This is a genomic window from Nonomuraea sp. NPDC003709, from assembly GCF_040610775.1.
Lineage (GTDB): Bacteria > Actinomycetota > Actinomycetes > Streptosporangiales > Streptosporangiaceae > Nonomuraea > Nonomuraea angiospora_A.
In genome coordinates this window covers 123,279-148,427 of the sequence record NZ_JBEXMW010000027.1, presented here as the reverse complement: position 1 = coordinate 148,427, position 25,149 = coordinate 123,279, and the positions used below count along the sequence as shown (strand labels likewise).

Sequence of the window (25,149 nt, the reverse complement as noted above, 5' to 3'; positions counted from 1 at the left end):
TGAGGTCAAGCGCCGATCTTCTTGCCCTGGCCGTGCCAGACCACCGCGACCGACGGACGCGGCTGGTCGCCGTCGGGCCAGTGGCTGCTGGGGTTGTCGGGGTTCGCGCCGTCGGTCTCGCCGGGGTGCTGCACCGCGACGAAGACGCTGCGCTGGTCGGCGGTCACCAGCGGGCCGCAGGTCTCCGCGCCGAACGGGACGGTGAGGAACTGGCGCAGGTGGCCGCGCTCCTTGCCGCGCACGGGCATCACGAACATGCCGTCGTTGCTGCCGAGCTGGTTGCCGTCCGTGGAGATCCACAGGTTGCCGTCACGGTCGAACGCCACGTTGTCCGGGCACGAGATCGGCGAGACCTTGGTCTTGTCGTAGCCGGCGAAGTAGGTGTTGGGGTCGTTCGGGTCGCCGCAGACCAGCGGGAGCGACCAGGCGAACGTCTTCTCGCCCGCGTCGTCGCGCCGCTCCACGATCTCCAGGACGTGGCCGTGCTTGTTCGAGGGGCGCGGGTTGGCCTCGTCCACCTGGGCCGCGGTGCGGTTGGTGTTGTTGGTGAGCGCCACGTACACGGCGCCGGTGACCGGGTTGCGCTCCATGTCCTCCGGGCGGTCCATCTTGGTCGCGCCCACCTTGTCGGCGGCCAGGCGGGTGTAGACCAGGACCTCGACGGCGGTCATGCCGTCCACGTACGACTTGTCGCCCGAGACCAGCGGGATCCACTCGCCCGAGCCGTCGAACTCGCCGTCGGAGGGCAGCTTGCCGCTCCCGTCGATCTCGGAGGCGGGGCTGTCGCCGGTGAACTTGGCCACGTACAGGGTGCCCTCGTCCAGCAGCGTCCGGTTGTGCCGGTCGAAGCCGGGGATGTAGCGGTTCTTGGAGACGAACTTGTAGATGTACTCGGAGCGCGAGTCGTCGCCCATGTACACGACCAGGCGGCCGTCGCGGGCCAGCGTGGTGTTGGCGGCCTCGTGCTTGAAGCGCCCGAGCGCGGTCCGCTTGATCGGCGTGGAGTCGGGGTCGAACGGGTCGATCTCCACGATCCAGCCGAACCGGTTGGCCTCCTGCGGGTGCTTGGCCAGGTCGAAGCGCTCTTCCACCCGGTCGAACCGGCGGTTGCCCGACGGGGTGCCGGTGGTGATGGTGTAGCGGGTGATGTACGGCTTCTGCGCCTCGGGCACCTTGTCGCCGTTGACGAAGTACTGGTCGAAGTTCTCCTCGGCGGTCAGCACGGTGCCCCAGGGGGTGGTGCCGCCCGAGCAGTTGTTCAGCATGCCGACGGGGGTGCGGCCCGCGGGGTCGGCGGCCGTCTTGAGCAGGTCGCTGCCGGCCGCGGGGCCGGAGAACTTCATCTTGGTCTGAGCGGTGATGCGGCGGTTGTAGCGGCGGCGGCCCTTGGTGACCAGCTTCCACTCGCCCGCGCCGGCCCGCTCGATCTCCACGACCGAGCCGCCGTGCGCGGCCAGCGCGATCTTGATCTGCTCCTCGGTCGCGGCGGCGCCGCCGGTGTAACCGCGGAACATCAGGGCCTCGTTGGTGTACTCGTGGTTCACCCACAGCAGGGCGCGGTCACGGCCCATCGGCAGGAGCGTGACGTAGTCGCAGTTGTAGCCGAACTGCTTGGCCTGCGCGTCGGCGCTCTGGTTGTTGAAGTCGAAAGCGGGGGCGTCGGGCAGCACGGGGTCGCCCCAGCGCACGACCACGGACGAGCGGTAGCCATCGGGGATGGTCAGCTTGTCGTCCTTGTTCGGCGCGACCGGGGTGAACCGGAGGTCGCCGGAATTCCCGCCCCGGGCGAGCTCAGCGGCCTGCGCCTCGGGGTCGTCGGCCATGGCCGGCACGGCCCCCGCGATCCCCGCACCCGCCACGAGGGCGCCGAGCGCGCCGGCGCGCAGCACGCCGCGGCGCGACAGCGCCTCCTTGACCACATCGCCGAAATAAGCGTTGCCACTGGTGTTCGCCACGTCATGCGCGCACGCGTTCCCGCAGCGGAACTGACACGTCATCGCGGAGCGACCGCCCTTGTGCGGGGTGGAAATCAGCGGCAGCAGCCGCCCGCCCGCGTTCCGGTTCGCCACAGATCCTCCATATTTGTGCGCGGTTGTACGGCGGGGAGGTTACGGCCGCTGTCAAAACCGGAGGTGAACGATGACCTCCGTCTCGATGAACGCTGCCAGGGAGACAATGGTGAGGTGCCACCACGCAAACTGGATCAAGAGAAGCTGAGAGCGGCGCTCGACGCCCAGCTCGTCGCCCTCGACGAGCCCGCCTACGACGGTCCCGCGTCGTCGTTGCCCGACGCGCTCGTGGCCGCCGTGCTGGCCGCCTACGACCGGGGGCTCGAGCCTGAGCGCGCCGCGGCCAGGCAGGCGGTGCGCTACCTGCTCGACCGGCTGGCGACCGCCGCACCCGGCAGGACCGTGGAGGTACGCGTGCCGCCGTACGCCGCCGTCCAGGCCGTCGAGGGCCCCCGCCACACCCGGGGCACGCCGCCGAACGTGGTCGAGATGGACGGCCGCACCTGGATGGAGCTGGCCCTGGGCCGTCTCACCTGGGCGGAGGCGATGGCGAAGAACCTGGTGTCCGCCAGCGGGTCGCGGGCGGACCTGTCAGAGCACCTGCCGCTCCAGCCTTCCTAGCCGCGGGTGCCGCCCATCCAGGGAAACTTGTCCTGGACGCACTTGTCCACGAGCGGGCTGGGCAGGTGCGCGCACTCCTGCACCACGTGCCAGAACCAGATCGCCACGATCGCGAAGAGCACCAGCGAGAGCCCGCTGATCACGATGCCGGCGATCGCGCGGCCCTTGCCGGCACGCTTGGCGAGCGCCACGCAGCCGAAGACGATCGACAGGATGGCGGTGATCAGGCCCGTGAAGCAGACGAAGACCAGAAAGGGGCTGGCCACGCCCAGCACCAGCGACGCCGTGGCCAGGCCGCTGCCGGGCTGGGCCTGCTGGTAGGGGACGCCGTAGGGCGGCGGGCCGTAGCCGGGCGGGCCGCCGTACGGGCTGGACGGCGTCGTGCCGGGGACGGTCGGCTCCTGTCCCGGTGGCGGGGCGGCGTACCCGCCCGGGGTGCCGCCGCCGGGCGGCCCCTGGTCCGGCGGCGGGGGCGGGTAGGGCCGCTGGTCGTCCTGTTCGTAGCGGGACGGCGCCGGCCTGGCCGGCGGCTCCCCCTGGGCGACTCCCCAGCCCGGGTAGGTCGGGGTGGCCCCGGGGATCTGGTACGCCTGGGTCGCCTCGGCATCGCCCTCCGCCGGCGGCAGGACCTGGGTCGCCTCGGCGTCGCCTCCCGTGGGCGGCGGGGTCTCGGGCGAGGTGGGCAGGTCGGGATGGGTCGGCTCACCACCCGGCCTGGGCTCGTGCGTGGGCGGCACGTCGGGCGGGGGCACCACAGGCGGCACGGGAGCGATCGGCTCCTCGCCCTCCTGAGCGGGCTCCCGCCGCTCCTCCTCCGGCTCGCCGTCGCGCCACCACTCAGGCGCGTGCCGGCCGGGCTCTTCCTCTTCCGGACGGCCTTCGCGCGGGCCCTGGCCCGGGCGGGGCTCGTTCGGGTCCTCAGGTGTGGTCATGCGTCTCCCCGACGGCTCAATTGCCGGATACTTCACCCTTTCGCGGAGGGGGTCGGCTAAACCACGCGACACGGTAAAAGGCTTCCGATGCTTGGGTCACCATGCGCCAAAACCGCAGGCGGCGGGCAAGATGGGTGCATGCTGGAGGAGACCCTGACGTACGCGCTGATCAAGGTCATGAAGGCGCACCGCAACCAGTTGGCCGCCGAGCTGGGCCCGCTCGGGCTGCACGCCGGGCAGGAGTTGCTGCTCAACCAGCTGTGGCGGCAGGACGGCCTCTGCCAGGGCGAGCTCATCACCAGGCTCGGCGTCGAGCCGCCCACCGTCACGAAGACCCTCCAGCGCCTGGAGCGCGCCGGGCTCGTCCGCCGCGCGCCCGACCCCGGCCGGGCGCGGGTGACCCGCGTCTACCTCACGGACGCGGGCAAGGCGCTGCAGCAGCCGGTGGAAGCCATCTGGAACCGGCTGGACGAGGAGCTCCTGCGCGGCTTCGACGCCGAGGAGCGCACCCTGCTGGCCCGGCTCGTACGCGCCATCACCCATTAGTCGTTTCACTCCCAGCGAAATCCCCTTGCGACCAGGGCGGCTTCTACAGTTAGCTGGCTAATTAGTCGGCTAACTAGAAGGGATCGTCTCCATGCACGTACTGATCACAGGTGGCTCGTCGGGCATCGGCGCCGCCACCGCGCTCGCGTACGCCAAGGCCGGGGCGCGCGTCACGATCACCTACAACACGGGCGCGGACCGGGCGGCCGGGGTCGTCAAGCGGATCGAGGAGGAGGGCGGCCGGGCCGCGGCCGTACACCTGGACCTGGAGGACCACGCGACCATCGCGCCCGCGGTCGCCCAGGCGGGCGAGGTGGACGCCCTGGTGGCCAACGCCGTCCGCTGGGGCACCATCATGCCCAACAGCATGCCTTTCGAGGGCGTGCCCGCGGCCGAGTGGTCGGCGGTCATGCACGCCAACGTGGTGGCCAACGCCCTGCTCGTGCAGGCCGTGCTGCCGGGGATGCGGCACAGGGGGTTCGGGCGGATCGTGTTCGTCTCGTCGGGCGCGGGCGAGGAGGGGCTGCCGGGGCCGGGCGCGTACGGCACCGCCAAGATGGCCCTGCACGGCATGGCCCGCGCGCTGGCCTGGGACGCCGGAAAGGACGGCATCCTGGTGAACGTGGCCGTCGCCGGGCTCACGCTGACCGAGCGGGAGCGCCCGGTGTCGCAGGAGGCGCTGGACGCCATCGCGGCCCGCACGCCCACCCGCAGGCTGTCCACCGCGGACGACCTGGCCGCGCTGATCCTCTTCCTCGGATCCGCGGCGAACCGAAACCTCACCGGAGAGATCATCCGGGACGGTTCAAATGCGGGCAGATCCAGCCACGTCGCCTGATATCGCCCCCGAGTGTGCGAGCACCGAAGCGGCCGACCTAAACTGAGGCATGTGCTGAAGGGCGACGGCCGGCTCGGCCATGACCTGGACCTCGATGACCGCGCGCCTAAAGATGCCTGTGGCGTCTTCGGTGTCTGGGCTCCAGGCGAGGAAGTTTCCAAACTCACCTACTACGGGCTGTACGCGTTGCAGCACCGCGGGCAGGAGTCCGCGGGCATCGCGGTCAGCGAGGGCAGCCGCATTCTCGTCTACAAGGACATGGGCCTGGTTGCCCAGGTCTTCGACGAGTCGGTGCTCAGCACCCTGCGCGGCCACCTGGCCATCGGCCACTGCCGCTACTCCACCACCGGATCGAGCGTGTGGGAGAACGCGCAGCCCACGCTGAGCTCCACCGACGTCGGCGGCCTCGCGCTCGCCCACAACGGCAACCTGATCAACACCCCGGAGCTGGCCCAGCGCCTGGCTCCGGGCTCCACCCGCGCGACGACCGACACCGAGGTCCTGACCACGCTGCTCGCGCAGGACCGCACGCGTTCCATCGAGGACTCGGCGGCGGAGCTGCTCCCGCAGGTCAAGGGCGCCTACTCGCTGGTGTTCATGGACGAGAAGACGCTCTACGCGGCCCGCGACCCGCAGGGCATCCGCCCGCTGGTCCTGGGCCGGCTGGAGCGCGGCTGGGTGGTGGCCTCCGAGACGGCCGCGCTCGACATCGTGGGCGCCACGTTCGTCCGCGAGATCGAGCCGGGCGAGCTGCTGACCATCGACGAGCGCGGCGTCAGGTCGCGCCGCTTCGCGCTGGCCGAGCCCAAGGGCTGCCTCTTCGAGTACGTCTATCTCGCCCGCCCCGACACCACCATCGCCGGGCGCGGCGTCCAGGTCACCAGGGTCGAGGTGGGCCGCGTGCTGGCCCGCGAGCACCCCGTGGAGGCCGACCTGGTCATCCCCACGCCCGAGTCCGGCACCCCGGCGGCCGTCGGCTACGCCGAGGAGAGCGGGATCCCCTACGGGCAGGGCCTGGTGAAGAACTCCTACGTGGGCCGCACGTTCATCCAGCCCTCGCAGACCATCCGCCAGCTCGGCATCCGGCTGAAGCTCAACCCGCTGCGCGAGGTGGTCGCGGGCAAGCGGCTGGTGGTCGTGGACGACTCGATCGTGCGCGGCAACACCCAGCGGGCCATCGTCAAGATGCTGCGCGAGGCCGGGGCCAAGGAGGTGCACGTACGCATCTCCTCGCCGCCCGTGGCCTGGCCGTGCTTCTACGGCATCGACTTCGCCACCAGGGCCGAGCTGATCGCCGGATCGCTGTCGGTCGAGGAGATCCGCGCCTCGCTCGGGGCCGACTCGCTCGGCTACATCTCCCTGGAGGGCCTGACCAAGGCCACCACCATCCCCGCCGACCGCCTGTGCAGGGCCTGCTTCGACGGCTCCTACCCGATCCCCATCGACCAGGACAACGTGGGCAAGTTCGTGTTGGAGAGCAAAGCGTGAGCAGTTATGAGGCCGCGGGCGTCGACATCGCGGCGGGCGAGCGTGCCGTCGACCTGATGAAGAGCAAGGTGGCGCGCTCGCGGCGGCCCGAGGTGGTCGACGACGCCAGCGGGTTCGCCGGGCTGTTCGACGCCTCGGCCCTCCTGCGTTACGAGCGGCCGCTGCTCGCCACCTCCACCGACGGCGTGGGCACCAAGGTCATGATCGCCCAGCGGTACGGCAAGCACGACACCATCGGCATCGACCTGGTCGGCATGGTCCTCGACGACCTGGTGGTGTGCGGGGCCGAGCCGCTGTTCATGACCGACTACATCGCCTGCGGAAAGGTGGTGCCCGAGCGCGTCGCCGAGATCGTCGGCGGCGTGGCCGAGGGCTGCCGCCTGGCCGGGGCCGCGCTGGTGGGCGGTGAGACGGCCGAGCACCCCGGGGCCATGGGGCCGGACGAGTACGACCTGGCGGGCGCCGGGACGGGCGTCGTCGAGGACTCCGCCATGCTGGGGTCCTCCCGGGTCGTGGCGGGTGACGTGGTGCTGGGGCTGGCCTCCTCCGGGATCCACTCCAACGGCTACTCCCTGGTACGCCACGTGCTCCGCGAGGCATCCCTGTCGCTCGACGCCGTCCTGCCCGAGCTGGGGCGGCCACTGGGCGAGGAGCTGCTGGAGCCGACCCGGATCTACTCCCTCGACTGCCTGGAGCTGGCCCGGACCGTCGACGTGCACGCCTACGCGCACATCACCGGCGGCGGCATCGAGGGCAACCTGTCGCGGTCGCTGCCGGGCCATCTCGACGCCGTGCTGGACCGGGCCTCCTGGACGCCGCCCGCCGTTTTCGGGGTGCTCGCCGGGCACGGGCAGATCGCCCAGAAGGACATGGACCGCACGTTCAACCTCGGGGTCGGGATGGCGGCCATCGTGGCCGCCGACTCGGCGGACGAGGCCGTCAGGGTGCTGGGAGCACGCGGGCTGGACGCCTGGGTGCTCGGGGAAGTGGTGCCGGGCGAGGGCCGCGCCCGCTACCGGTAGCCGTTCCTCAGATCCCCAGCTTGGCGGCGATGCCGTCGAGGACGTACTCGAGGCCGGTCTCGAACCGCCAGAGCACGTCGTCCTTGCGGGTGGCCGTCATCAGATAGCCCTCGAAGGTGGGGTAACGCCCGGTCTGGATGTGCCAGGTCATCTGCGGGGCGAGCTCACTGCGCAGCTCGCCCCCGTCGGCCCAGCCCTGCTGGTCCATGAAGCTCTGCACGGCGATCTCGTACGCCATGGCGCCGTTGGCGTAGGCGTCCACGGCGCGGAACACGCTCATCGTCGTGTCGGGGTCGAGGCCCGATCCGGCCAGGGCCGACAGGGAGCGCTCGGTGACGGCCATGCGGCGCGGGGTGAGCGCGAGCATGGCCTGCGGGGACAGCTGAGCCAGCCACGGGTGCCGCAGCGTCATCTCGCGCGTGCCGTGCCCCAGGGCGCGCATCGTCTCCCGCCAGCCGAGTCCCTCGGGCAACCGCAGCTCCTCGTAGACGTGGTCGACCATCAGCTCCAGCAGCTCGTCCTTGCCTGACACGTACCGGTAGGGCGCCATGGGCGCGACGCCCAGCTCGGTGGCCAGGCGGCGCATGGTGACCGCGTCCAGGCCCTCGGCGTCGGCGATCCCCACCGCGGCCGTGGCGATGCGCTGCGGCGAGAGGGTCTGCCGCGGGGCGGCGGCCGGACGTTCCAGGCGCGCCCAGAGCGGTTCGCGCGGTTTGTCTTTCTCGACGGCCATGTGGGCTCCTCTTCCGTGTCCGATACAGCGTATCTGAAGTAGACAACGTACATTCTCGTGTGTACGTTGTATCTCACTGAATACGACGTACACAGACACGGAGCCCCAATGAACGACAGCCCGCTCAAGATTGCGGTCATCCTCGGCAGCACCCGCGACGGCCGCCTCGGCACGGTCGTGAGCAACTGGATCGTCGGCCTGCTCGACCAGCGCGGCGACATGGAAGCCGACCTCATCGACCTGGTCGAGACGCCGCTGCCGACCGTCTTCCCGGTCCTCGGCGAGCCCCCGGCCTCCCAGGAGGCCAGAGACCTGCTGGCCGCGGTGTCACCGCGGATGGCGGCGGCCGACGCCTTCGTGATCGTCACGCCGGAGTACAACCACAGCTTCCCGGCCGCGCTGAAGAACGCCATCGACTGGCACGGCCCCGAGTGGCACGCCAAGCCGGTCGCCTTCGTCTCCTATGGCGCCTTCTCCGCCGGTTTGCGCGCGGTCGAACAGCTGCGCCTGGTCCTGGCCGAGCTGCACGCGGTCACCATCCGCGACGGGGTCGGCTTCCAGCGCGTCTGGGAGCAGTTCGACGGTGAGGGCAGGACGGTCGACCCGGCCGTCGAGCCCGCCGCCAAGGTGATGCTGGACCGGCTCGCCTGGTGGGCGCAGGCCCTGCGCGAGGCCAAGGCCGTCCGGCCGTACGCGGCGTGACGCGCCATGACCCGATCCCTTTACGTCGGCGTGTTCGGCCTGCTGCTCGGCATGTTCCTGGCCATGCTGGACGGCCTGATCGTGGGCACCGCGCTGCCCACGATCGCGGGCGACCTCGGCGGGCTGGACCGCCTCCCTTGGGTCGTGACCGCCTACCTGCTCGCCGCCGCGGCCACCACCCCGATCTGGGGCAAGGTCGGCGACCTGTTCGGCCGCAAGGCGACCTTCATCAGCGCGATCGCACTCTTCCTAGCCGGGTCGGGCCTGGCCGGACTGTCGCAGGACATGGGCCAGCTCATCGCCTTCCGCGCCGTGCAGGGGCTCGGCGCGGGCGGGCTCATGGTCGGGGCACTGGCCATCATCGGCGTTCTCGTACCGCCCCGCGAGAGCGGCCGGCTGCAGTCGATGATCGGCGTCATCATGCCGATCGCGTACGTCGGCGGGCCGCTCCTCGGTGGCCTGCTCACCGACTACCTGAGCTGGCGCTGGACCTTCTACGTCAACCTGCCCGTCGGCGCCGTGGCGCTGCTGATCATCTCCACCCGGATCCACCTCCCGCCTGCCGAACGCGTCAAGCCCCGCATCGACTACGGCGGCGCGGCCCTGCTCACCACCGCCATCGTGGCCCTGACCCTGCTGGCCGGCTGGGCGGGCACCGCCTACGCCTGGACCTCACCCCAGGTCCTCGGCCTGGGCGCGCTCTCCGTGCTCGCGCTGGCCGGATTCGTCGCCGTCGAGCGCCGGGCCGCCGAACCGGTCATCCCGCCCCGGCTGTTCGCCGACCGCGGCTTCACCCTGGCCCAGGTTCTCAGCTTCCTCGTCGGCGCAGCCATGGTCAGCGTGACCAACTACCTGCCCCAGTACATGCAGTTCGTCCAGGGCGCCTCGCCCGCGGCGGCCGGCATGCTGCTGCTGCCGCTGATGTTCGGCATGCTCGCCGCGCAACTGGTCACCGGCCGGCTCATCAGCCGCGACGGCCGCTACCGCCGCTATCCGATCCTCGGCGGCGCGCTCATGACCGCAGGTGCCCTGGCCCTGCTCCTGCTCGACGCCTCCACCCCCGCACCGGCCGCCTCGGCGCTCACCCTCGTCATCGGGACGGGGATCGGCCTGGTGATGCAGAGCACCACGCTCATCACGATCAACGGCGCCGACCCGCGCGACATGGGCGCCGCCAGCGGCACCGTCACCCTGCTGCGCACCGTCGGCGGATCGCTGGGCATCGCCGTGCTCGGCACCCTGTACGCGGCCCGGATGCGCACTCACCTGACCGCCCATCTCGGCCCCGGCCAGGCCGAACGGCTGGAGCGGAGCGGCGAGCTGACACCTGGATCGCTGCCCCGCCTGCCCGCCCCCGTGGCCGACGCCGTCCGCGAGGCCGTCACCAGCGGCCTGCACGCCCTCCTCCTCGGCGCCGCGGCCCTCGCGGCGATCTCCTTCGCGATCGCCTGGCTCATCCGCGAGACCCCGCTCCGCACCGAACCCACACCCCAGCCGGAGCCTGAACCGGCGCCCTCGCCCTCGCCCTCGCCCCGGAAAGCCTGAGTCAAAGTTCACTCGGAGGCGGGATCCGCGCCCAGAAAAAGGGAATCGCGCCGATAGCGGGCACTGCGATCCCAGAAGGGGCCATGAACGGATTCTATTGGGGATTCGCCACGGCGGGACTGGCGGCCATGGTCCTGACGATGGCCGGCAACTCCGGCATGCGTGCGGCTCTCCGCGCCATATTCAGGCGCCCGCTCGGCGAGCTGACCCTGATCGTGAAAGCCGGGACCACGCTGGAGTCCCAGCAGGGGGCACGCGCCGCCACGGAGGAAGAGGTCATCCCCATAGACGCGCTGATCGTCAAGGTCGCCGAGGACCGGAGCGGCCCACCCAAGCCGAGCCCGGCGGCGCGCCCCCGCCGCTACGCAGGGGGGCCGGAATGAGCCCGGGAGGCGGCGCGACGACCGTGGACCGGAATTTCCGTCTCGTGTTCTTCGTGGTGCTGGGCTTCACGGTCCTCTTCGTGGCCGGCGCTATTTATTCGGGTTTTTTCATCGCCAACCCCACTCCCTCGCAGATGTCAACGACGGAATGGCTACAAAGAGCCGCATGGGCCGGTCTGGGGGTTATTTTCGGCCTGCTCGGAGGCAAAACAGTTTGATGCCGGAACTCAGGTTAGCTCTCGTGGCTCGGCCGGGTGTCAAGCTCCGGCAATGATCGCAGGGCATGAGGCTTCACCAGGCCGACCACGTCCCGCGATGCATGGGCCACGAATTGCGTAAGCAGCTGGTCGCTCTGCTTGACCTTCACGTCGAACTCCGATCGCGACAGGGTGGGACGCATTCCATCGATCGTCTCCAGCGCGCTCTGAGCGCAGGCCGTCACATCGTTGTCGCCGGCGATGATCTGGGCGCGGAACAGGGCATGCAGGGCTGCTCCTTGAGCGCGGTCGCTCTCGGCACGAGCTTCGCGATAGCTCGGTCCTTCAGGATCATCCTGCTGTCTGTACCAACGCGTGATCCGCGCCTGCCGGTAAGTAGTTGAAGCGGCGGCGAAGGCTCCATATGCCTCGATCCGCTCTTCTCGGAGTTTGGAATCTCGGGACCGTATCTCCAGTTGGTCGGTCGTACGGCGTTGTAATCAGTGGGTGACGATGGACCCCAGGAGGGTTCCCACTATGGCGACGGCTCCTGCCAGCACAGCTTCCATGAGCCCATGGCACCACATCGAATGGATGATCCGACAGAAGCCTGAGCCGAAGCTCCCACGCGGTGGTCCTCCCGTCACCTGTCGCGCCTCCTAGGGCCGCGGCAGACGACGCCAATAATGGCTCGTAACGTGATGAGGCGGCCTTATAGGGTGCCTGGATGCCTTCTCAACGCGCCCTGCTGCCGCGGTCGACCCCGGCCGCCTCGGGGATGTCGTCCCGCGCGGTTGCCGCGCTGCTGGACCGGCTCGAAGCGCAATCCGTCGAGTGTCACTCCATCATGGTCGTACGCCACGGTCATGTCGTCGCCGAAGGCTGGTGGGCGCCGTACTCGGCCGAACGCCCGCACCTCCTTTACTCGCTGACCAAGTCGTTCACCTCGGTCGCCGTGGGGCTCGTGATCGCCGACGGGCTGCTCTCGCTGGATGATCGGGTGGTGGACGTGCTGCCCGACCACGTTCCGGCCGACATCTCGGAGCGGGCACGCCGCCTCACCGTTCACCACCTGCTGTCCATGACGACCGGACACCGTGCGGACAGCCTCGCCGAGGCCTGGCGGCTGGAACCCGGCGACCTGGTGAAGGGCTTCCTGCGCGTACCGTTTCCCGAGGTCGAGGGGACACGGCACGCCTACGACAATCCGAACACCTTCATCCTGGCCCGGATGGTGGAACGGGTCACGGGCCGCGGCCTGCCGGAACTGCTCGACGAGCGCCTCTTCAAGCCGATGGGCGTCGACCACGCCGAATGGGACCGGGTGGCGAGCGGCGCCGCCTTCGGATTCCACGGGCTGCATCTCACGACCGAGGCCGTCGCCGCCTTCGGCGAACTGCTGCTGCGCGGGGGCCTCTGGGGCGACCGGCGGCTCGTTCCGCGCGAATGGGTGGAGCTCGCGACCAGCCGGCACATCGACACCCTGCCCTTCGAGGACGGGTCGGGGGACGTCGACTTCCTTTGCGGTTACGGTTACCAGTTCTGGATGTCGCGTCATGGTTACCACGGTAATGGCTCCTTCGGCCAGCAATGCGTGGTCGTCCCGTCGCACGATCTCGTGGTCGCCATGACCGGCGGCAATGCGCAGGCACAGGTAACGCTCGACGCGATCTGGGAGTGCCTGCTGCCCGGCATGGACCAGGCGGGAAGCACCCGGGACGACGAGATCCTCGCCGAGCGGCTGCGGCGGCTGTCATTCGCGCCGGTGCCGGGTTCGGCCGCCCCGGAGCGTTCCGTCAAGGCGAGACTCGACGCCTCCGCCGAGGATTCGGCTCTGCCCGACGGAACCACGGTGATCGTCGATCCCGTGGACGGTGGATGGCTGCTGCGATTCGGATCGTTCCTCGACGTCGAGGCCGGCCACGGCGAATGGCGGGAAAGCGCGCCGCTCGGCCGCCCTGTCGTCGCGGCCGGCGCCTGGCAGGGCAGCACGTTCGTCGCCGAGCTCTACGTCATCACCACCCCGCACCGGGTTCGGCTGGTGGTCGACGCCGACGCGGGGACAGCGGTGGCGACGTGGAGCACCGTGCCCCTGACCGGTCCCAGTCTGGCGTTGCATGTGCGGTCGCCGCTGATGACACGACCCGACGTCGCGTAGGTGCCGGCCGCGGGAGGGCTGTGCGATCCGCACCCTGCCGACCCCGGTGAGTCTCACCTGCCGCCCGTCGGATCGGTCATGGACAGCGCAACCGGGAAGGCGGTGACGGTGACCTCCTCGGAGATCCGCCAGATGCGGCAGGCGTCGTCCTCGCTGCGAAGCCGGGAGTAGACGGGCTGTTCGGCGGGCGCGCCGGACAAGTTCCTGAAACCGCAGGGACCGTAGAGGCGGGCGCCGCGCGCGTCCGGGGAGGTGGCGGCGAATAGGGCCGGCAGCACCGCCGTCTCGACCGTGCCGAGAAGGATGCCGCGGCGGGAAAGAGCGCGGATGACGCGCACGCCGACCGTGTCATTTGCCCGGCCCATCTCGGGGTGCGCGGCCAGAAGATTGGTGGGTGCGACGCCGGGGTGGGAAATGTTCCTGGTGATCCCCCAGCCGGCCGCCTGGCTGCGCCGATGCAACTCGAGCCCGAACAGGCCGAACGCGATCTTGGACTGGCTGTATGCGCGGCGGGCGTGGTATGACCGTTCCCAGTTCAGGTCGTCCCAGTTGATGGCGTTCTCATTCGCGGCGATGCTGATCTGCGAGGTCACGCGGGCGCGTCCCGCGCGCAGCAGGGGCAGCAAGTGGGAGACGAGAGCGAAGTGACCGAGGTGGTTGCTGCCGAACTGCAGCTCGAACCCTTCTACGGTGGTCTGCCGGTCCGGTGGGGTCATCACTCCGGCGTTGTTGATGAGGATGTGGATCGGACGGTTCTCGCTGCGCAGGGTGGCGCCCAACGCGGCGACCGAGTCCAGCGACGACAGGTCGAGTTCCCGTAGGGACACGGCGGCGTTCGGATACTGCTGCTTGATCTTCGCGACCGCCGCTTCGCCCTTCCGACGGTTGCGAACGGGCATGACGACCTCGGCGGCAGCGGCGGCGAGGCGGGTCGCCAGGCCCAGTCCGACGCCGTCGCTGGCCCCTGTGACCACGGCGAGTTTCCCGGAGAGGTCGGGAACCGTGATGTCCAGTCGTGTGGTGCGTGCCATATTGCTGCTCCTCGCTTCTCTTGAATGGCGCCGACGGCGACCGGCCCGGGCGCGTGGATCGGCGCCCTGTCCTCGCCCGAAAGCAGTTTTCGGCCCTAAGGCACAATGGCGTTGCCGACGCCGCAGGGCTGTTCCGTGACCACGATGACTTTTCTCGTGGGATTCGCCAGGTGCCCGTTCCTCCGGAGAGTGGATGCGATCCCAGGCTGCACCTGACCCGCGGGGATATCCACGGCCTCTCAATCCCAGGCTGTCCGGACCGGGCCGGCCGCGAAGGGGGGATCGACAAGCCGAGGCTGCGGTCAGGCACCGGTGGTAGAACCAAACAGAACTGGCAATCAGGGAGGAAGCAGCCATGATCGATCGGGCCGGGCTCGCCGATTTCCTGCGTCGCCGCCGCGAGTCACTTCAACCTGAAGACGTCGGGCTCCCGCGCGGGCAGCGGCGCAGAACCACCGGTTTGCGCCGCGAAGAGGTCGCCGCGCTCTGCCACATCTCCGCCGACTACTACAGCCGGCTGGAGCGGGAGCGCGGACCCCACCCCTCCGAGCAGATGATCGCCTCGATCGCGCAGGGTCTGCATCTGTCCCTCGACGAACGCGACCATCTGTTCCGCCTCGCCGGGCACAACCCACCCGCGAGAGGCGCGACCAGCGAACACATCAGTCCCGGCCTGCTGCGCATCTTCGACCGGCTCACCGACACCCCCGTCGAAATCGTCACCGAGCTCGGCGAGACACTGCGGCAGACCCCGCTCGGCGTCGCACTCACTGGCGACCTCACCCGATACACCGGCCCAGCCCGCAGTATCGGCTACCGATGGTTCACCGACCCGGCCGTCCGGGCCCTGTATCACCCCGACGACCACGCGCTGCACTCCCGCGTCCTCGCCTCCGGACTCCGCAGAGTGGTCACCCTGCGCGGCCCCACGTCAAGGGCCGCGCACCTCCAACAGCTCCTGCTCGACCGCAGCGAAGAATTCCGCGCCGTCTGGAACGAACACGAAATCGGCATCCGATACAACAACGTCAAACGCTTCATACACCCTGAGCTCGGCGAGCTGGAGCTCACCTGCCAAGGGCTTCTCGACCCCGACCAGTCGCACTCCCTTCTCGTCTACACCGCCATCCCCGGCAGCGAAAGCTACGAGAAACTGCAGCTTCTCTCCGTCATCGGAAGCCAGCAGCTGATTTCGCACACGCTGCCGAATACGTGAAGACCGGGACTTGGTCTGTTCCGTGCCACGGACGGTGTCTCGGGCCCGACGCTCACGGCATCCCGTGCCCGTAAGGGGCGGCGGCCGAGGTCGGCGAAGACAACCAGGCTCTGCCGGTAGGCGGGCTGGCCGAGGAGTGCGGGAGCTGGCGGGGAGTGCGGGAGGAGCTGGCGGGGCGTTCTCGACGGTGCGTCTAGGATGCCCGTTTCGCCCCTGCGCGAGGCGCTACGACATCGCGCAAGAATTCCACCCAGATCGCGTGCGCACGCTCGTGCGCCTTGGTACGCGCCTGCTCCATGGACGTGCTGCCATTCACCTCGAACGTCTCACTGCTCATCGGGAGACCGTCACGCCCGGGGAGCCGATGATGCAGCGTCAGCTTGTAGCGCTCGTCGATGATCGAGAACAGCAATCGAGCGCCGACCCAGCCCTTCTCGCAAGTCATGGAACCCAGGGACGGCTTCCATCGGATCTCGGGCGCCTTGGTCTTCGGTTCCTGCCTGCCCTCGGCCCGAGCACTCATCGCGTCGCCTCCTGCGCGGCCGGCTTCTCCGCCGGCTCGTCAAGCTCGAGTCGCACCGTTCGCCTCCGTCGTCTCGTCACAGGAAATAGATCTGATGTGGTTCACCGGCCGACGGCCAGGTTTCCCCAACCGTTTCCACTACGCCAGCGCAGGTATTCCTCAGAGGTATAGGGCACTATTTTGCTAATACCTCTCCGCTATAAACTCAGCTAGTGGAAGTTCGGACACTCCCCGAAGCCCTCATGGCGATCATGCAAGAACGCGGCTGGACCCAAGCCCAGCTCGGCCATGAGTTAGGTGTGTCGCAAGCGTGGATCTCCCGCGTGTGCCGAGGCGTCGCCGATACGGGTCTGGCCAAGGCAAAGGAGTTGCTTGCGCGTGTCGGCTGGGAGGTGCGATTTACGCCTTCTGAGGAGGGACCTGTGGAGCGCAGGGAGTTCCTGACAGCCGCGGCATCAGTCGTGTTCGTCCCGTCCGCTGCCAGCTCAAATCCTTATCTTGATCCCGACTATGTGCGAGCACTGGCCGACAGTATGGCGCGAGGCCGCTACGAACTCGGGGGGCTACCCCTCACGGCCCGCGCCCTGGGGCATGTGAAGCAAATAGACCGCCTTCGAGCCGGCTCTCTTGGTTGCGATCTGCAAACGGCAGCATCGGATCTGCTGTACCAGGCCAGCATCGCTCTGTACGACGCCGGTAGGCTCCCCCAGGCAGAGCATGCCGGCGTGATCGCTCTCGAACTGGCGCACCATGCCGAGGATCCGTCAGCGCGGTCGCGCGCCTATGACGCGCTGAGCCGCGTCAGTCTCTATCGCGGCGACCAGCTCCGAGCGGTGAAGTATGCCCAGCGCGGACTACGAATCGCCGACCTTTCCCCAAGCCGCCTGTCCAGCCTGCATATGCGGCTGGGGCGTGCGCTGGCGGGCATCAAGGGGAATCAGCGGGAAGCTCGCGAATCCCTGGATCGAGCCTTGGACACTCGCGGGCTGAGTCCGTTCGCCGAGGCTGCTCTCGGCGGCGATGTGGCCATCGGCTTGAGCCGGCTGGGCCAGTACAACGAGGCCGACCGGCTCCTGCACGAAGCAGCCCAGGCCATGGGGCAGTGGTCTCCGCTCTTTCATGCTCAATATCTCGGCCGGCAAGCACAGACAGCTATACGAGCGGGCAAATCAGCACTTTTAGGCCAATACATGCAGAACCTCACCCGAGCACTACCCTTCATCAGCTCTGCTCGCGTGAATGCACGAGCGAAAGAGATCATTGCGGCATCGGCCAAATGGGATCGCATTTCGGATATTCGCGTAGCACGTGAGCATCTTCAGTCCATGCTGCCTCCCGAGCATCCTTCTGCTTGACTGATCACCACATTCATGCATCGGCTCAAAGGAAACGCCCCCACCAATCCAGCTTCGGGCTCACCGTCACCCCCGAGGGGCAATGAATGTGGCTGGGCGAGCCTGAGGGGCCTGCCTGGGTGTTGCCCGCCTAAAGAGCCGTTCTTAGTGCGGTGACCGCAAACCTTCACCAGTCTGACGAAGGGGAACCCTCGGCCCTGACTGCCTGCCCGAACCAGCGACTCAGAGGTGCCGCAGGAAATCCAAACTTCGCCGCCACGTGCGATCGGCCGCTTCCGCATCATGATCATGCAAGTTCGCGTCCGTGTAGAAGTGTCCGACACCCGGATAGGTGAAGACCTCCACAGCGGCACCCGCGCTCCGCGCGGCCTTCTCCCAGCCCTCGACAGCGGCGGGCGGCGCGAACGTATCCGGATCTGCGACGTGCAGTTGTACAGGCAGGGCGGTCCGCGCTGCCGCGGGGATCTCCGTGATGCCGTGCAGGAGCAGCAGACCAGCTGTGTCGCGCCGTTCCGGCAGCAGTTCCCCGACCACCCCAGCGCCCATCGAAACGCCGGCGAGAACGGTGCCCCCAGGCATCCTCCGGACTGCATCGCGGGCGCGTTCCACGATGGACTCCCAACCGATCCGGTCCTTCAGTGCAAACCCTTCGTCGATCGTCGTGGCGATTGCGCCCGCATAAAGGTCAGGTGTGACAACTTCGTGCCCGGCGGCGCGAAAGCCATCGGCGGCAGCACGTTCGACAGCTCGTAGCCCGTACACGGAATGAAACAAAGCGATATGAGCCATTCCATCATCCTCTCCGCTTCACGGCCGACGACGCACCCGTGGGAAACGCGGCCCACAGCCGGGGGAGCGCGAGGGGGCCGGCAGGCCACCTCGCCGGGGGGGGGGGGGGGGGCCCCCCCCCCCCCCGGGGCGGCCCCCCCCCCCCGGGCCGCGGCGCGGGCGCGCCGCACGGGGCCCAAGCCCGAGAAGCGGAAAGCGGGAGCGCGGCGGTTCCGGGGCCCCGCCCCCGATCCCTATGGAGACAGCCCGAGCGCCAGCGAGGACCGCTCGGGGCGGGCTCCAGCAGGCCAACCCGGTAATCGCGCAACGGGTGGGCGCAGGCGAGCGCAGCGAGCGGGGGTTTCCCGGGGTCGAAGGGGCGGAGCCCCTGGGAGGCAGGGCCGAACCATCGCATGGCGCGTAGCGCCTCCTGGGTGAGGACCGTGCTTTCCCCCGGGACCCGGTCACATGTTGATCGTGTGGTGTGGTTTTCGATAGCACGCCACCTGTGACCTCGTCAAACAAGAGACTTAGCCCCAGCTCACGGTACTTTCCGGGAGTCTGGGGCTTCTTGTTGTTCCGGGTTGATCACCGCTGCTGTCAGCACCGGTGCTGACGTTGTGCTGACCCGTGATGGCCCCACCCTCTAAGGGCCTCTTGACTACCCTCCCGAGTGCGTTCAGGCTCGCATATGCGCAAGGAGCCGCAAACCACACAGGTAGGAGACCACCGTGGCGATAACGTTCTACGGCAAGGACCCAACCAATCCGGGCAACAACTGTCCGGCCGTATTCCGGGACGAGGCAACGGGTGACTTCTTCTTCCAGGGGGAGACCGTTGTTGACCCAGAGATCCTTGCGAGGGTCACAGCCGACAGCCCCATCCTGGATACGGAGTCGGTAGTGCGACTCCCCGAGCGCATGATCGAGATCATCATGGAGGCATGCCGTGACAGAGTTCGGCGAGCTGCTGGCGAAGTGTGAGCACACAGCCTTCAAACTGGAGTTCAGAGACCAGTACATGACCGGTGATCCCGGCTATCTCGCTTGGGAGGCCGGAGATCTCGCCGAAGCAGTGCGGCTGTACTCCGACTGGACCACCACCGCCCGCGCGGCAATCGTTCGGGGGGTGAACATGCGGAGGGTCCGCGTGGTGTCCGAGCCGGTGAGTACCTACATCGCCTTCGAGCATGCCGTCACGCCAGGGGTGAACCTGGCGGCGGGTGAGGCAATCAGATGGCTACCGAGGCACCTAGCTTCGGATCTGGCTCTGCCGGGAAATGACGTGTGGGTCTTCGATGGCCGCATGGTGCAGTTCTGCCACTTCGCGGGCGACGGCGCATGGGTCTCCAATGATGAGACCGATGATCCGGCGACCGTAGCGTTGTGTTCGTCAGCGTTCGCGGCTGCCTGGGACCGCGCCATCGACCATGAGGGGTATCGGATCTAGTCGCCCCGCTGATCACGTCTCGCACAGGCTCATGTCCACCCCGCATTCTTCCAGCTCCAGCGCTCAGGCAGCCAGACAAGCGCTTGCCGCCCGACTGCGCGACCTACGGCTTGACGCGCACCTGACTTCCCGAGCACTGGCAGCTCTGGCGGGGTGGCATGAGGCCAAAACCTCGCGAATCGAACACGGCAAGAAGCAGCCATCCGAGGGCGACATAGCGGCTTGGGTGCAGGCATGCGGAGTGCCCGGCCTGCTACCCGAGCTGATCGCCGAACTCCGTGCCGTGGATTCGGCTTGGCTGGACTGGCGGCGAGCTGAGAAGTCTGGCCTTACCCACCTGAATGCCGCCGTCCGAGAGTTGTACGAGCGGACCAAGGTGTATCGCTCCTACTGCCAGGACGTCATTCCTGGGCTCCTTCAAACGGCTGGGTACACCACGGCCACCCTGGCGGCGATTCGGGACGGCAGACGCGTCCCTGTCGATGATGTCGCCGAAGCCGTCGCCGAGCGGATGGCTCGGCAACACATCCTCTACGAGGGCAACCACCGGTTTGTGTTCATCCTGGAGGCAGCGGTGCTGACCTACCGGCGCGGCGGCCCTGAGGTGATGATTGGCCAGCTCGGTTACCTGCTGGAAGCGATGGCGCTTCCCTCTGTTTCACTGGCGGTGATCCCGCCCAACGTGGAGCGGGCGGGGCGGTGGCCTGTCGAGAACTTCTACATCTTTGATGATGCGCAAGCGAATGTGGAACTGGTGTCTGGCTTCCTCACGATCACGCAACCGAGGGAGATCGCTATGTACGCCGAGACGTTCAGTCGGCTCCATGAGATAGCCGTTTTCGGACGACAGGCGCGTGCCCTAATCAAGGCAGCGATGGACTCCCTAGAGTAGGCGCCCGCAAGTATCCGCAAGTTTCTGGTGCTCTGGGATCACTCGCTCCTAGCGTCGAGACATGGCCGTCACTCACATAACCGCATCAGCCGAAGACCTGTTGGGGGAGCCGATCCGGGAGGAGGAGGCGGCAGCACAGAACGTTGCCCTCGACCGGGTTCTTGAGCATCTGACGGCCGAAGGCGTGAACGCGCAACTGATCAAGCGGCTGGTGATCGAGTGTGGGGCGCATCCTGGCCCGTTCGTCGAAAAGCTTCGGTATCCGCCTCAGCTCATCATCTACGCCAATGCGGGCTGGCGGGTCGCCACGGTGACCATCGGGGTTCGCTCGGGCGCCTACATGGTCGAGCTGGCACGCGGAGGACCTGACAACGAGCTGCGGGCCGACAGGGTGGAGGTCGTACCGGCGTCGCAGCCGGGCCGCGTTGCTCTGCTGGTCGCGCAGAACGCGGGAGAAGCCGCATGAGCAGAGCCAAGGTAAGCGCGACAGCGTTCCGCTACCCGTACGTGATCGGGTGGACAGGCGAGACTCAGAACCCTCCGCTGAAGTGGGTACCGCGCCGTGGCGGGCTGCGGCTGGGCTACGTCGTGCCGCACCGCGACGACTTCGGCAACGGCGTCCTTCGCCTTCGGCAGAGTCAGAACCGAACCGGGCGGCCCGACTTCAAGACGGTCAACACGTTGCGACAGTGGCGCTGCATGGAAAAGCGGCTGTGCCAGGTGTGCGCACGATCAGCAGTGGACCGGGCCACGGGCCGAATCTGGTGGCTGCTGTCGGGAGATGGGCGTGATGGCGATGGCTACACCAACGCGCCGCCGACGTGCCGGGGATGCATCCCGGAGGCGATCTCCCAGTGTTCGCACCTGCGGCGTAACGCAGCCGTCTTCACCGTGGCCGACTGCTCGCCGTACGGAGTGCGGGCGGATGTGTTTGTTCCTTACCTGCCGCCGCTGGTGCCGTTCGAGCGGAACGCCGTCTTGGCGTTCGACGACTACGACATGCATCACGTGCTCGCCCGTGAGCTGTTGATGCGGCTACAGGACGTGCAGCCGGCCGTGACAGAAGGTGATGCGCTGTGGGCGGCTTAGGCAATGTCGAGCTGGGCGTGCGCATGCTGCGCATGACCGCCGCCTACCTGCTCCTCTGCCCGCTGCTGGGCCTGGTCTCGCTCATCGTGCAGTCGTTCATGGACGACTGGCGCCGGGGCTGGCGTCCGTGGAAGAGCGGAGGGCACCCCTAAAGACAGCCCCGGTTGAGGTGTTCTCGCTGGTTCTCCCTCTTCCGGGGTGCAGTACCCCCGGAGGCTTCCCCACCGGGGGCGGGTTCCTGGCCGTCCTTTCGGTCCCCATGGTTTGTACGGCCAGGACTCCGCAGGTTCCACAAACGAAGGAGTGCCCATGATCGCCCCGCCCAGGCCCCTTGCCGAGACCAAGCCCGAGCCCGACGAGGCCGACGCCGTGACCGTGGATGAGGCCGAGGCTAACGTCGCCGAGACGGCCGAGGAGGAGAACGACCACTAGAGCGGCAAGACGCCGACCATCCTTCACGGCCCCGCCTGATAGCGAATGAGGACCCCAGACGGGGCCTTGGCGTCCCGGCCGGGACACGCGTACGTCTGCCATTTCACGTACCGGCCTCCGGGGATGACGTACCAATGGGCAGGCCCCCGACCGTAGCCGGGGGCCTGCCCTACGGGACGCTAGGCCGCTACTTCAGGAGCCTGGAAGAGCGCTTCGGCGTTGCCCTTGGCCCGGCTTCTGCGGGGAGCCTTGGCCTTGGTCACCGTGGCCGTTTGGGGTGCGCTGGCCGCAGCCTGCTTAGCCATCATGGACATCAGGATCTCCTGGAGCATCTCCGCCCCGGCGGGAGAGGACAGGAACGCCTTCACAGCCTCCTCCGAGACGGTGGGCTCTTCGGTGGCCTGGGCCACCGGCTCAGGCTCAGGCTCAGTCTCAGGCATGACGTTCGGCACGGCGTCGATCTCGTCCCACTCGTCATCGCTCAGGAAGGGCAGGAAGGCCGGAGTCTCCGTCATCGGAGCGGCCTCCTCCTCAGGTGCCGTCTCCTCGGTGGTGGCCGACTCGGCAGGCTCCTCCGTAACAATCTCGTGGATCTCCTCGGAGCCGAGATTGATTAGTTCGTTAGTTTCGTCGGAACCCTCAGGCATCACGTAGAGGTAGCGCATGCTGGGGCGGCCCCCGGTGCCCTTGGCGCTCTGCCCCTTCACGATCTCGATCGTGTCGAGCTGGGCCACGACTTCCCGAAGGTCGCTCGCCTTGATGGTGAGTGCCCGGTAGATCTCGGTGGCCGTACGGCCAGCCTGCCCGGCTTCCCTGATGTAGTTCTCCACCTTGACCGTCAGGGCGGTTTCCTCGGAAGCCTCAGCTTCCGGCAGGACGTAAGCGATGGTCTCGATGGAATAGCAGACCAGGGCCAGGGCGGCGTCAAAGTCACGCTCGCTGACCTCGTCTCGCCGCTCCGACAGGGCGAACAGTCCGGCCAGCCGGATCATGTACGCCATGGCCCGCTCGGCGTACTGGCTCATGGCCTCGGTGGAGATCATGGCTTCCACGATGGGCCGGTGCTTGGCCTCAAACAGGTGGGCCACATGCGCAGGCACGGTCACCGTGTCCACCTGGCGGGCGTAGTCGCCTGCCTGCCGCAAGGCACGCGCCGCCTGCCGGATGACCTCATGTGCGTCGGAGGACTCGAACACGGGCAGCGTCTTGGACTGCTGCACCCACACGGGCAGGAGCCGGTTCCAGGTGCCCCCGGTCGCGTCCTTGCCGCCCGCGACCGCTGCCCAGTTTCGCGGCTGTACGTGCATCGTGAGCCCCAGGTGCGGACGCCTCACTCGCAGGTCATCCACCTTGGTCTTGTGAGCGATGGTCTGGGCGTCGAAGGACTTGCGGAGGTAGATGCCCACCTTGGCGTCACGACGCGCGTTGGACAGTAACGCGTCTCCCTCCTCCTCGATGAACCAGACCGGGTTGGCCAGCGTGCCCTCTGCCCGGTCGGCCAACTCCGTGATGAACCCCAAGCCAGTGGCCGGGAGTCCCTCCACCACGCTCTCCTCCGCGAAGCTGGCGAACGCCCCTTCGACCACGCGCCTCGCGATGCCGGTAGCCGTGCCCTTCCTGCCGACACCGCTCCGCCCGACCAGGACGCCCCACAGTGCCAGCGGGGAAGAGCCCTTCCCGGTCTCGACGGTCGGCCCGTAGCCGATGTAGGCGCTGTAGGCCGACATGAGGGACACCATGACACCGACCTTGGACCCCTCGGTGTAGGGGTCGAGTGCGTCAGTGATCCTTCCGAAGAGCCCATGGAACGCATCGTTGGAGATGACAGGAGCGTTGCTCTGCATGGCTTGGTAGCCTTTCCTTGGTGGCCCCAGAGCGGTTGAGACGCCAATCCTTGCGCTCTGGGGCTGTCTTATGTCTGACGCTAGTCTCCCAGTCCCGAGTTTGTTCGTTTACTCGGTTGAATCGGAGCCAGCGAGGAGAAAGCTAGCCATTCGAGTTTCATCTGTCAATAAGAAACTACGAAACCCCTGCAAAATCGATGTTTGTTAGTTCATCGTCTCGACCAGGGGTAATGCACTTTTGTACCCCTTGGTAGACCCCGAGGGGGGTGCTTCCTCCGACCAAGTACGAGTCTGGGACTTTTCCGAGAAGGCGTCAAACATGCTCTGAGCTGGGCTCCAGTCTTCTTGTGGGGGTGGAGAAACTTACAAAACCCGCAGTCCAGAAAACAAGAAGAGTCCCCGGACTCTGCCATTGAATCCGGGGCTTTCATGTGTCTTCATAATTAACTTAGGCGGTCCACTTCACAGCGGTCTTCACGAGGCCCTCAGAATCCTTCACGGCGACGTTGGGTGCGGTGGGCTGTTTGCCGCCGGGGAAGGACAGAACCCGCGTCCCGTACAGGTGCAGGGCGTCAATTTGGTCGCGTCGGTACTTCTCCACCGGCTGACTCCGGAAGTCGGTGAACTGGCTGGCGAACGTGGTGAACGACCTTTGTCCGGCCAGAATGTCCACGCCGGTCGGCATGGCCGTGGTGGACAGGAGCGTGAACCCGGCCAGGCGGGCAACCACGCCGTTGGCCGTTGCACCAGCCTCGCCCAGGGCGGCGGCGTTGGCCACGTCGGGGGCGCGCATCAGATAGCGCTTGGCCTTGGGACCGACGACAACGTATCGACCGTCCGGCACCTTGCCAGTGTCGAGCTTTTCCATCATGTCGAAGATGGCTTCCAGCAGCGCCTCGCCCTTGTCACGACTGTCAGTCTGGGCGCTTACGTTCACCTGCGGGAGGCTGGTAGCCGAGGCCGCAATGGTCGCGCCAACGAACGCGTCCGTAGAGGCCGCCAGAGCACGGATGGACTCCAGAGCGGCCGGCGCCGCCAATGCGCCGGCTACCTGTACCGTCTCGATGTTGCGCACGTAGAAGGCGACGTAGTCGGCCTCGGAGATGTCCACGTACTGCTCAACGGTCTTCAGGTCTTCGATCGTCATGCCCGCAACATCGTCATAGCGCCCCACGTTGGGCCGGATGAGGCCGTTGACCACCATCCGGTCACCCTGGGCGGTGATGTCGCCTTCATAGTCGGTGTTCACCACCAGGGGTGAGGCCCAGACCAGCAGCGGATCAAACTGGGTGAGTAGCTCGTTGCTCCACTCGGTGGGAACGAACGCATGCGTGCCTACATGCGCGTACGCAGGGATTGGGGTAATTGCCAAAAGG

At 67.8% G+C, this 25,149-nt stretch carries 27 protein-coding genes; 19 read left to right on the top strand and 8 right to left on the bottom strand.

What is annotated here, in order from left to right; translation table 11 throughout:
* Nucleotides 1–5: 5 nt before the first annotated feature.
* The gene (locus tag ABZX61_RS53560; RefSeq protein WP_355207736.1) at nucleotides 6–2,069 is read right to left on the bottom strand and encodes a PhoX family phosphatase; all 2,064 of its coding nucleotides are present in this window, start codon (nucleotides 2,067–2,069) and stop codon (nucleotides 6–8) included.
* 114 nt (nucleotides 2,070–2,183) lie between these two features.
* On the opposite strand from ABZX61_RS53560, the gene ABZX61_RS53555 reads away from it, so the two are divergent.
* Complete coding sequence (locus ABZX61_RS53555) at nucleotides 2,184–2,630, top strand: sterol carrier family protein (RefSeq protein WP_350737399.1); 447 nt, start codon at nucleotides 2,184–2,186, stop codon at nucleotides 2,628–2,630.
* Here ABZX61_RS53555 and ABZX61_RS53550 read toward each other — a convergent pair.
* The gene (locus ABZX61_RS53550; protein WP_355207733.1) at nucleotides 2,627–3,562 is read right to left on the bottom strand and encodes a DUF4190 domain-containing protein; all 936 of its coding nucleotides are present in this window, start codon (nucleotides 3,560–3,562) and stop codon (nucleotides 2,627–2,629) included. The genes ABZX61_RS53555 and ABZX61_RS53550 overlap by 4 nt on opposite strands.
* 138 nt (nucleotides 3,563–3,700) lie before the next feature.
* Between ABZX61_RS53550 and ABZX61_RS53545 the strand changes: the two genes are divergently transcribed.
* The 4 genes from ABZX61_RS53545 to purM all read left to right on the top strand — a co-directional run bounded on the left by ABZX61_RS53545 (nucleotide 3,701) and on the right by purM (nucleotide 7,456).
* Nucleotides 3,701–4,108 (top strand): MarR family transcriptional regulator, encoded by a 408-nt coding sequence (locus ABZX61_RS53545; protein ID WP_350737404.1) that lies wholly within the window; start codon nucleotides 3,701–3,703, stop codon nucleotides 4,106–4,108.
* A 91-nt stretch (nucleotides 4,109–4,199) separates the two neighbouring features.
* Nucleotides 4,200–4,946: an SDR family NAD(P)-dependent oxidoreductase gene (locus ABZX61_RS53540; RefSeq protein WP_355207729.1), complete on the top strand. Its 747-nt coding sequence runs from the start codon at nucleotides 4,200–4,202 to the stop codon at nucleotides 4,944–4,946.
* A 51-nt stretch (nucleotides 4,947–4,997) separates the two neighbouring features.
* Nucleotides 4,998–6,434 carry an amidophosphoribosyltransferase gene (purF, locus tag ABZX61_RS53535; protein ID WP_355207726.1) on the top strand — a complete coding sequence of 479 codons (1,437 nt, stop codon included), beginning with the start codon at nucleotides 4,998–5,000 and terminating at the stop codon, nucleotides 6,432–6,434.
* The gene (gene purM, locus ABZX61_RS53530; RefSeq protein ID WP_355207724.1) at nucleotides 6,431–7,456 is read left to right on the top strand and encodes a phosphoribosylformylglycinamidine cyclo-ligase; all 1,026 of its coding nucleotides are present in this window, start codon (nucleotides 6,431–6,433) and stop codon (nucleotides 7,454–7,456) included. Before purF ends, purM begins: the two co-directional genes overlap by 4 nt.
* A gap of 7 nt (nucleotides 7,457–7,463) precedes the next feature.
* On the opposite strand, the gene ABZX61_RS53525 is transcribed toward purM, so the two are convergent.
* Nucleotides 7,464–8,189 carry a TetR/AcrR family transcriptional regulator C-terminal domain-containing protein gene (locus ABZX61_RS53525; RefSeq protein WP_355207721.1) on the bottom strand — a complete coding sequence of 242 codons (726 nt, stop codon included), beginning with the start codon at nucleotides 8,187–8,189 and terminating at the stop codon, nucleotides 7,464–7,466.
* A gap of 108 nt (nucleotides 8,190–8,297) precedes the next feature.
* On the opposite strand from ABZX61_RS53525, the gene ABZX61_RS53520 reads away from it, so the two are divergent.
* From ABZX61_RS53520 to ABZX61_RS53500, 5 genes are all read left to right on the top strand, one after another.
* The gene (locus tag ABZX61_RS53520) at nucleotides 8,298–8,891 is read left to right on the top strand and encodes an NAD(P)H-dependent oxidoreductase (protein ID WP_355207718.1); all 594 of its coding nucleotides are present in this window, start codon (nucleotides 8,298–8,300) and stop codon (nucleotides 8,889–8,891) included.
* A 6-nt stretch (nucleotides 8,892–8,897) separates the two neighbouring features.
* Nucleotides 8,898–10,436: a DHA2 family efflux MFS transporter permease subunit gene (locus ABZX61_RS53515; protein ID WP_355207715.1), complete on the top strand. Its 1,539-nt coding sequence runs from the start codon at nucleotides 8,898–8,900 to the stop codon at nucleotides 10,434–10,436.
* A gap of 83 nt (nucleotides 10,437–10,519) precedes the next feature.
* Complete coding sequence (locus tag ABZX61_RS53510) at nucleotides 10,520–10,819, top strand: hypothetical protein (protein WP_355207713.1); 300 nt, start codon at nucleotides 10,520–10,522, stop codon at nucleotides 10,817–10,819.
* A 44-nt stretch (nucleotides 10,820–10,863) separates the two neighbouring features.
* Entirely contained in the window at nucleotides 10,864–11,037 is a 174-nt protein-coding gene (locus tag ABZX61_RS53505; protein ID WP_355207710.1) for a hypothetical protein, read from the top strand.
* 706 nt (nucleotides 11,038–11,743) lie between these two features.
* Nucleotides 11,744–13,174: a serine hydrolase domain-containing protein gene (locus tag ABZX61_RS53500; protein ID WP_355207708.1), complete on the top strand. Its 1,431-nt coding sequence runs from the start codon at nucleotides 11,744–11,746 to the stop codon at nucleotides 13,172–13,174.
* A gap of 53 nt (nucleotides 13,175–13,227) precedes the next feature.
* Here ABZX61_RS53500 and ABZX61_RS53495 read toward each other — a convergent pair whose 3' ends face one another.
* Nucleotides 13,228–14,205 carry an SDR family oxidoreductase gene (locus tag ABZX61_RS53495; protein WP_355207706.1) on the bottom strand — a complete coding sequence of 326 codons (978 nt, stop codon included), beginning with the start codon at nucleotides 14,203–14,205 and terminating at the stop codon, nucleotides 13,228–13,230.
* 355 nt (nucleotides 14,206–14,560) lie between these two features.
* On the opposite strand from ABZX61_RS53495, the gene ABZX61_RS53490 reads away from it, so the two are divergent.
* The gene (locus ABZX61_RS53490) at nucleotides 14,561–15,421 is read left to right on the top strand and encodes a helix-turn-helix transcriptional regulator (protein ID WP_355207704.1); all 861 of its coding nucleotides are present in this window, start codon (nucleotides 14,561–14,563) and stop codon (nucleotides 15,419–15,421) included.
* 193 nt (nucleotides 15,422–15,614) lie between these two features.
* On the opposite strand, the gene ABZX61_RS53485 is transcribed toward ABZX61_RS53490, so the two are convergent.
* Complete coding sequence (locus tag ABZX61_RS53485) at nucleotides 15,615–15,944, bottom strand: hypothetical protein (protein ID WP_355207702.1); 330 nt, start codon at nucleotides 15,942–15,944, stop codon at nucleotides 15,615–15,617.
* A 242-nt stretch (nucleotides 15,945–16,186) separates the two neighbouring features.
* Here ABZX61_RS53485 and ABZX61_RS53480 point away from each other — a divergent pair, with 242 nt between their 5' ends.
* Entirely contained in the window at nucleotides 16,187–17,299 is a 1,113-nt protein-coding gene (locus ABZX61_RS53480) for a helix-turn-helix transcriptional regulator (protein WP_355207700.1), read from the top strand.
* Nucleotides 17,300–17,521: 222 nt separating this feature from the next.
* Here ABZX61_RS53480 and ABZX61_RS53475 read toward each other — a convergent pair whose 3' ends face one another.
* Complete coding sequence (locus tag ABZX61_RS53475) at nucleotides 17,522–18,088, bottom strand: dienelactone hydrolase family protein (RefSeq protein WP_355207698.1); 567 nt, start codon at nucleotides 18,086–18,088, stop codon at nucleotides 17,522–17,524.
* Between the two features lie 710 nt (nucleotides 18,089–18,798).
* On the opposite strand from ABZX61_RS53475, the gene ABZX61_RS53470 reads away from it, so the two are divergent.
* The 7 genes from ABZX61_RS53470 to ABZX61_RS53440 all read left to right on the top strand — a co-directional run bounded on the left by ABZX61_RS53470 (nucleotide 18,799) and on the right by ABZX61_RS53440 (nucleotide 21,929).
* Nucleotides 18,799–19,050, top strand: a complete 252-nt coding sequence (locus ABZX61_RS53470) for a hypothetical protein (RefSeq protein ID WP_219532534.1) — start codon at nucleotides 18,799–18,801, stop codon at nucleotides 19,048–19,050.
* A complete protein-coding gene (locus ABZX61_RS53465; protein WP_355207695.1) occupies nucleotides 19,016–19,516 on the top strand; it encodes a DUF6879 family protein in 501 nt (166 codons plus the stop codon). The genes ABZX61_RS53470 and ABZX61_RS53465 overlap by 35 nt, the downstream gene beginning before the upstream one ends.
* A gap of 31 nt (nucleotides 19,517–19,547) precedes the next feature.
* Nucleotides 19,548–20,408: a helix-turn-helix transcriptional regulator gene (locus ABZX61_RS53460; RefSeq protein WP_355207693.1), complete on the top strand. Its 861-nt coding sequence runs from the start codon at nucleotides 19,548–19,550 to the stop codon at nucleotides 20,406–20,408.
* A gap of 61 nt (nucleotides 20,409–20,469) precedes the next feature.
* Nucleotides 20,470–20,874 (top strand): hypothetical protein, encoded by a 405-nt coding sequence (locus tag ABZX61_RS53455; protein WP_355207691.1) that lies wholly within the window; start codon nucleotides 20,470–20,472, stop codon nucleotides 20,872–20,874.
* Nucleotides 20,871–21,497 (top strand): hypothetical protein, encoded by a 627-nt coding sequence (locus tag ABZX61_RS53450; protein WP_355207688.1) that lies wholly within the window; start codon nucleotides 20,871–20,873, stop codon nucleotides 21,495–21,497. The genes ABZX61_RS53455 and ABZX61_RS53450 overlap by 4 nt, the downstream gene beginning before the upstream one ends.
* A complete protein-coding gene (locus ABZX61_RS53445) occupies nucleotides 21,485–21,649 on the top strand; it encodes a hypothetical protein (protein WP_355207685.1) in 165 nt (54 codons plus the stop codon). Before ABZX61_RS53450 ends, ABZX61_RS53445 begins: the two co-directional genes overlap by 13 nt.
* A gap of 157 nt (nucleotides 21,650–21,806) precedes the next feature.
* Nucleotides 21,807–21,929, top strand: coding sequence for a hypothetical protein (locus tag ABZX61_RS53440; RefSeq protein WP_355207682.1), 123 nt, complete (start codon nucleotides 21,807–21,809; stop codon nucleotides 21,927–21,929).
* Nucleotides 21,930–22,108: 179 nt separating this feature from the next.
* On the opposite strand, the gene ABZX61_RS53435 is transcribed toward ABZX61_RS53440, so the two are convergent.
* Both ABZX61_RS53435 and ABZX61_RS53430 read right to left on the bottom strand, forming a co-directional pair.
* The gene (locus ABZX61_RS53435) at nucleotides 22,109–23,668 is read right to left on the bottom strand and encodes a hypothetical protein (RefSeq protein ID WP_355207679.1); all 1,560 of its coding nucleotides are present in this window, start codon (nucleotides 23,666–23,668) and stop codon (nucleotides 22,109–22,111) included.
* Between the two features lie 553 nt (nucleotides 23,669–24,221).
* Entirely contained in the window at nucleotides 24,222–25,145 is a 924-nt protein-coding gene (locus tag ABZX61_RS53430; RefSeq protein ID WP_355207676.1) for a hypothetical protein, read from the bottom strand.
* Between the last annotated feature and the right edge of the window lie 4 nt (nucleotides 25,146–25,149).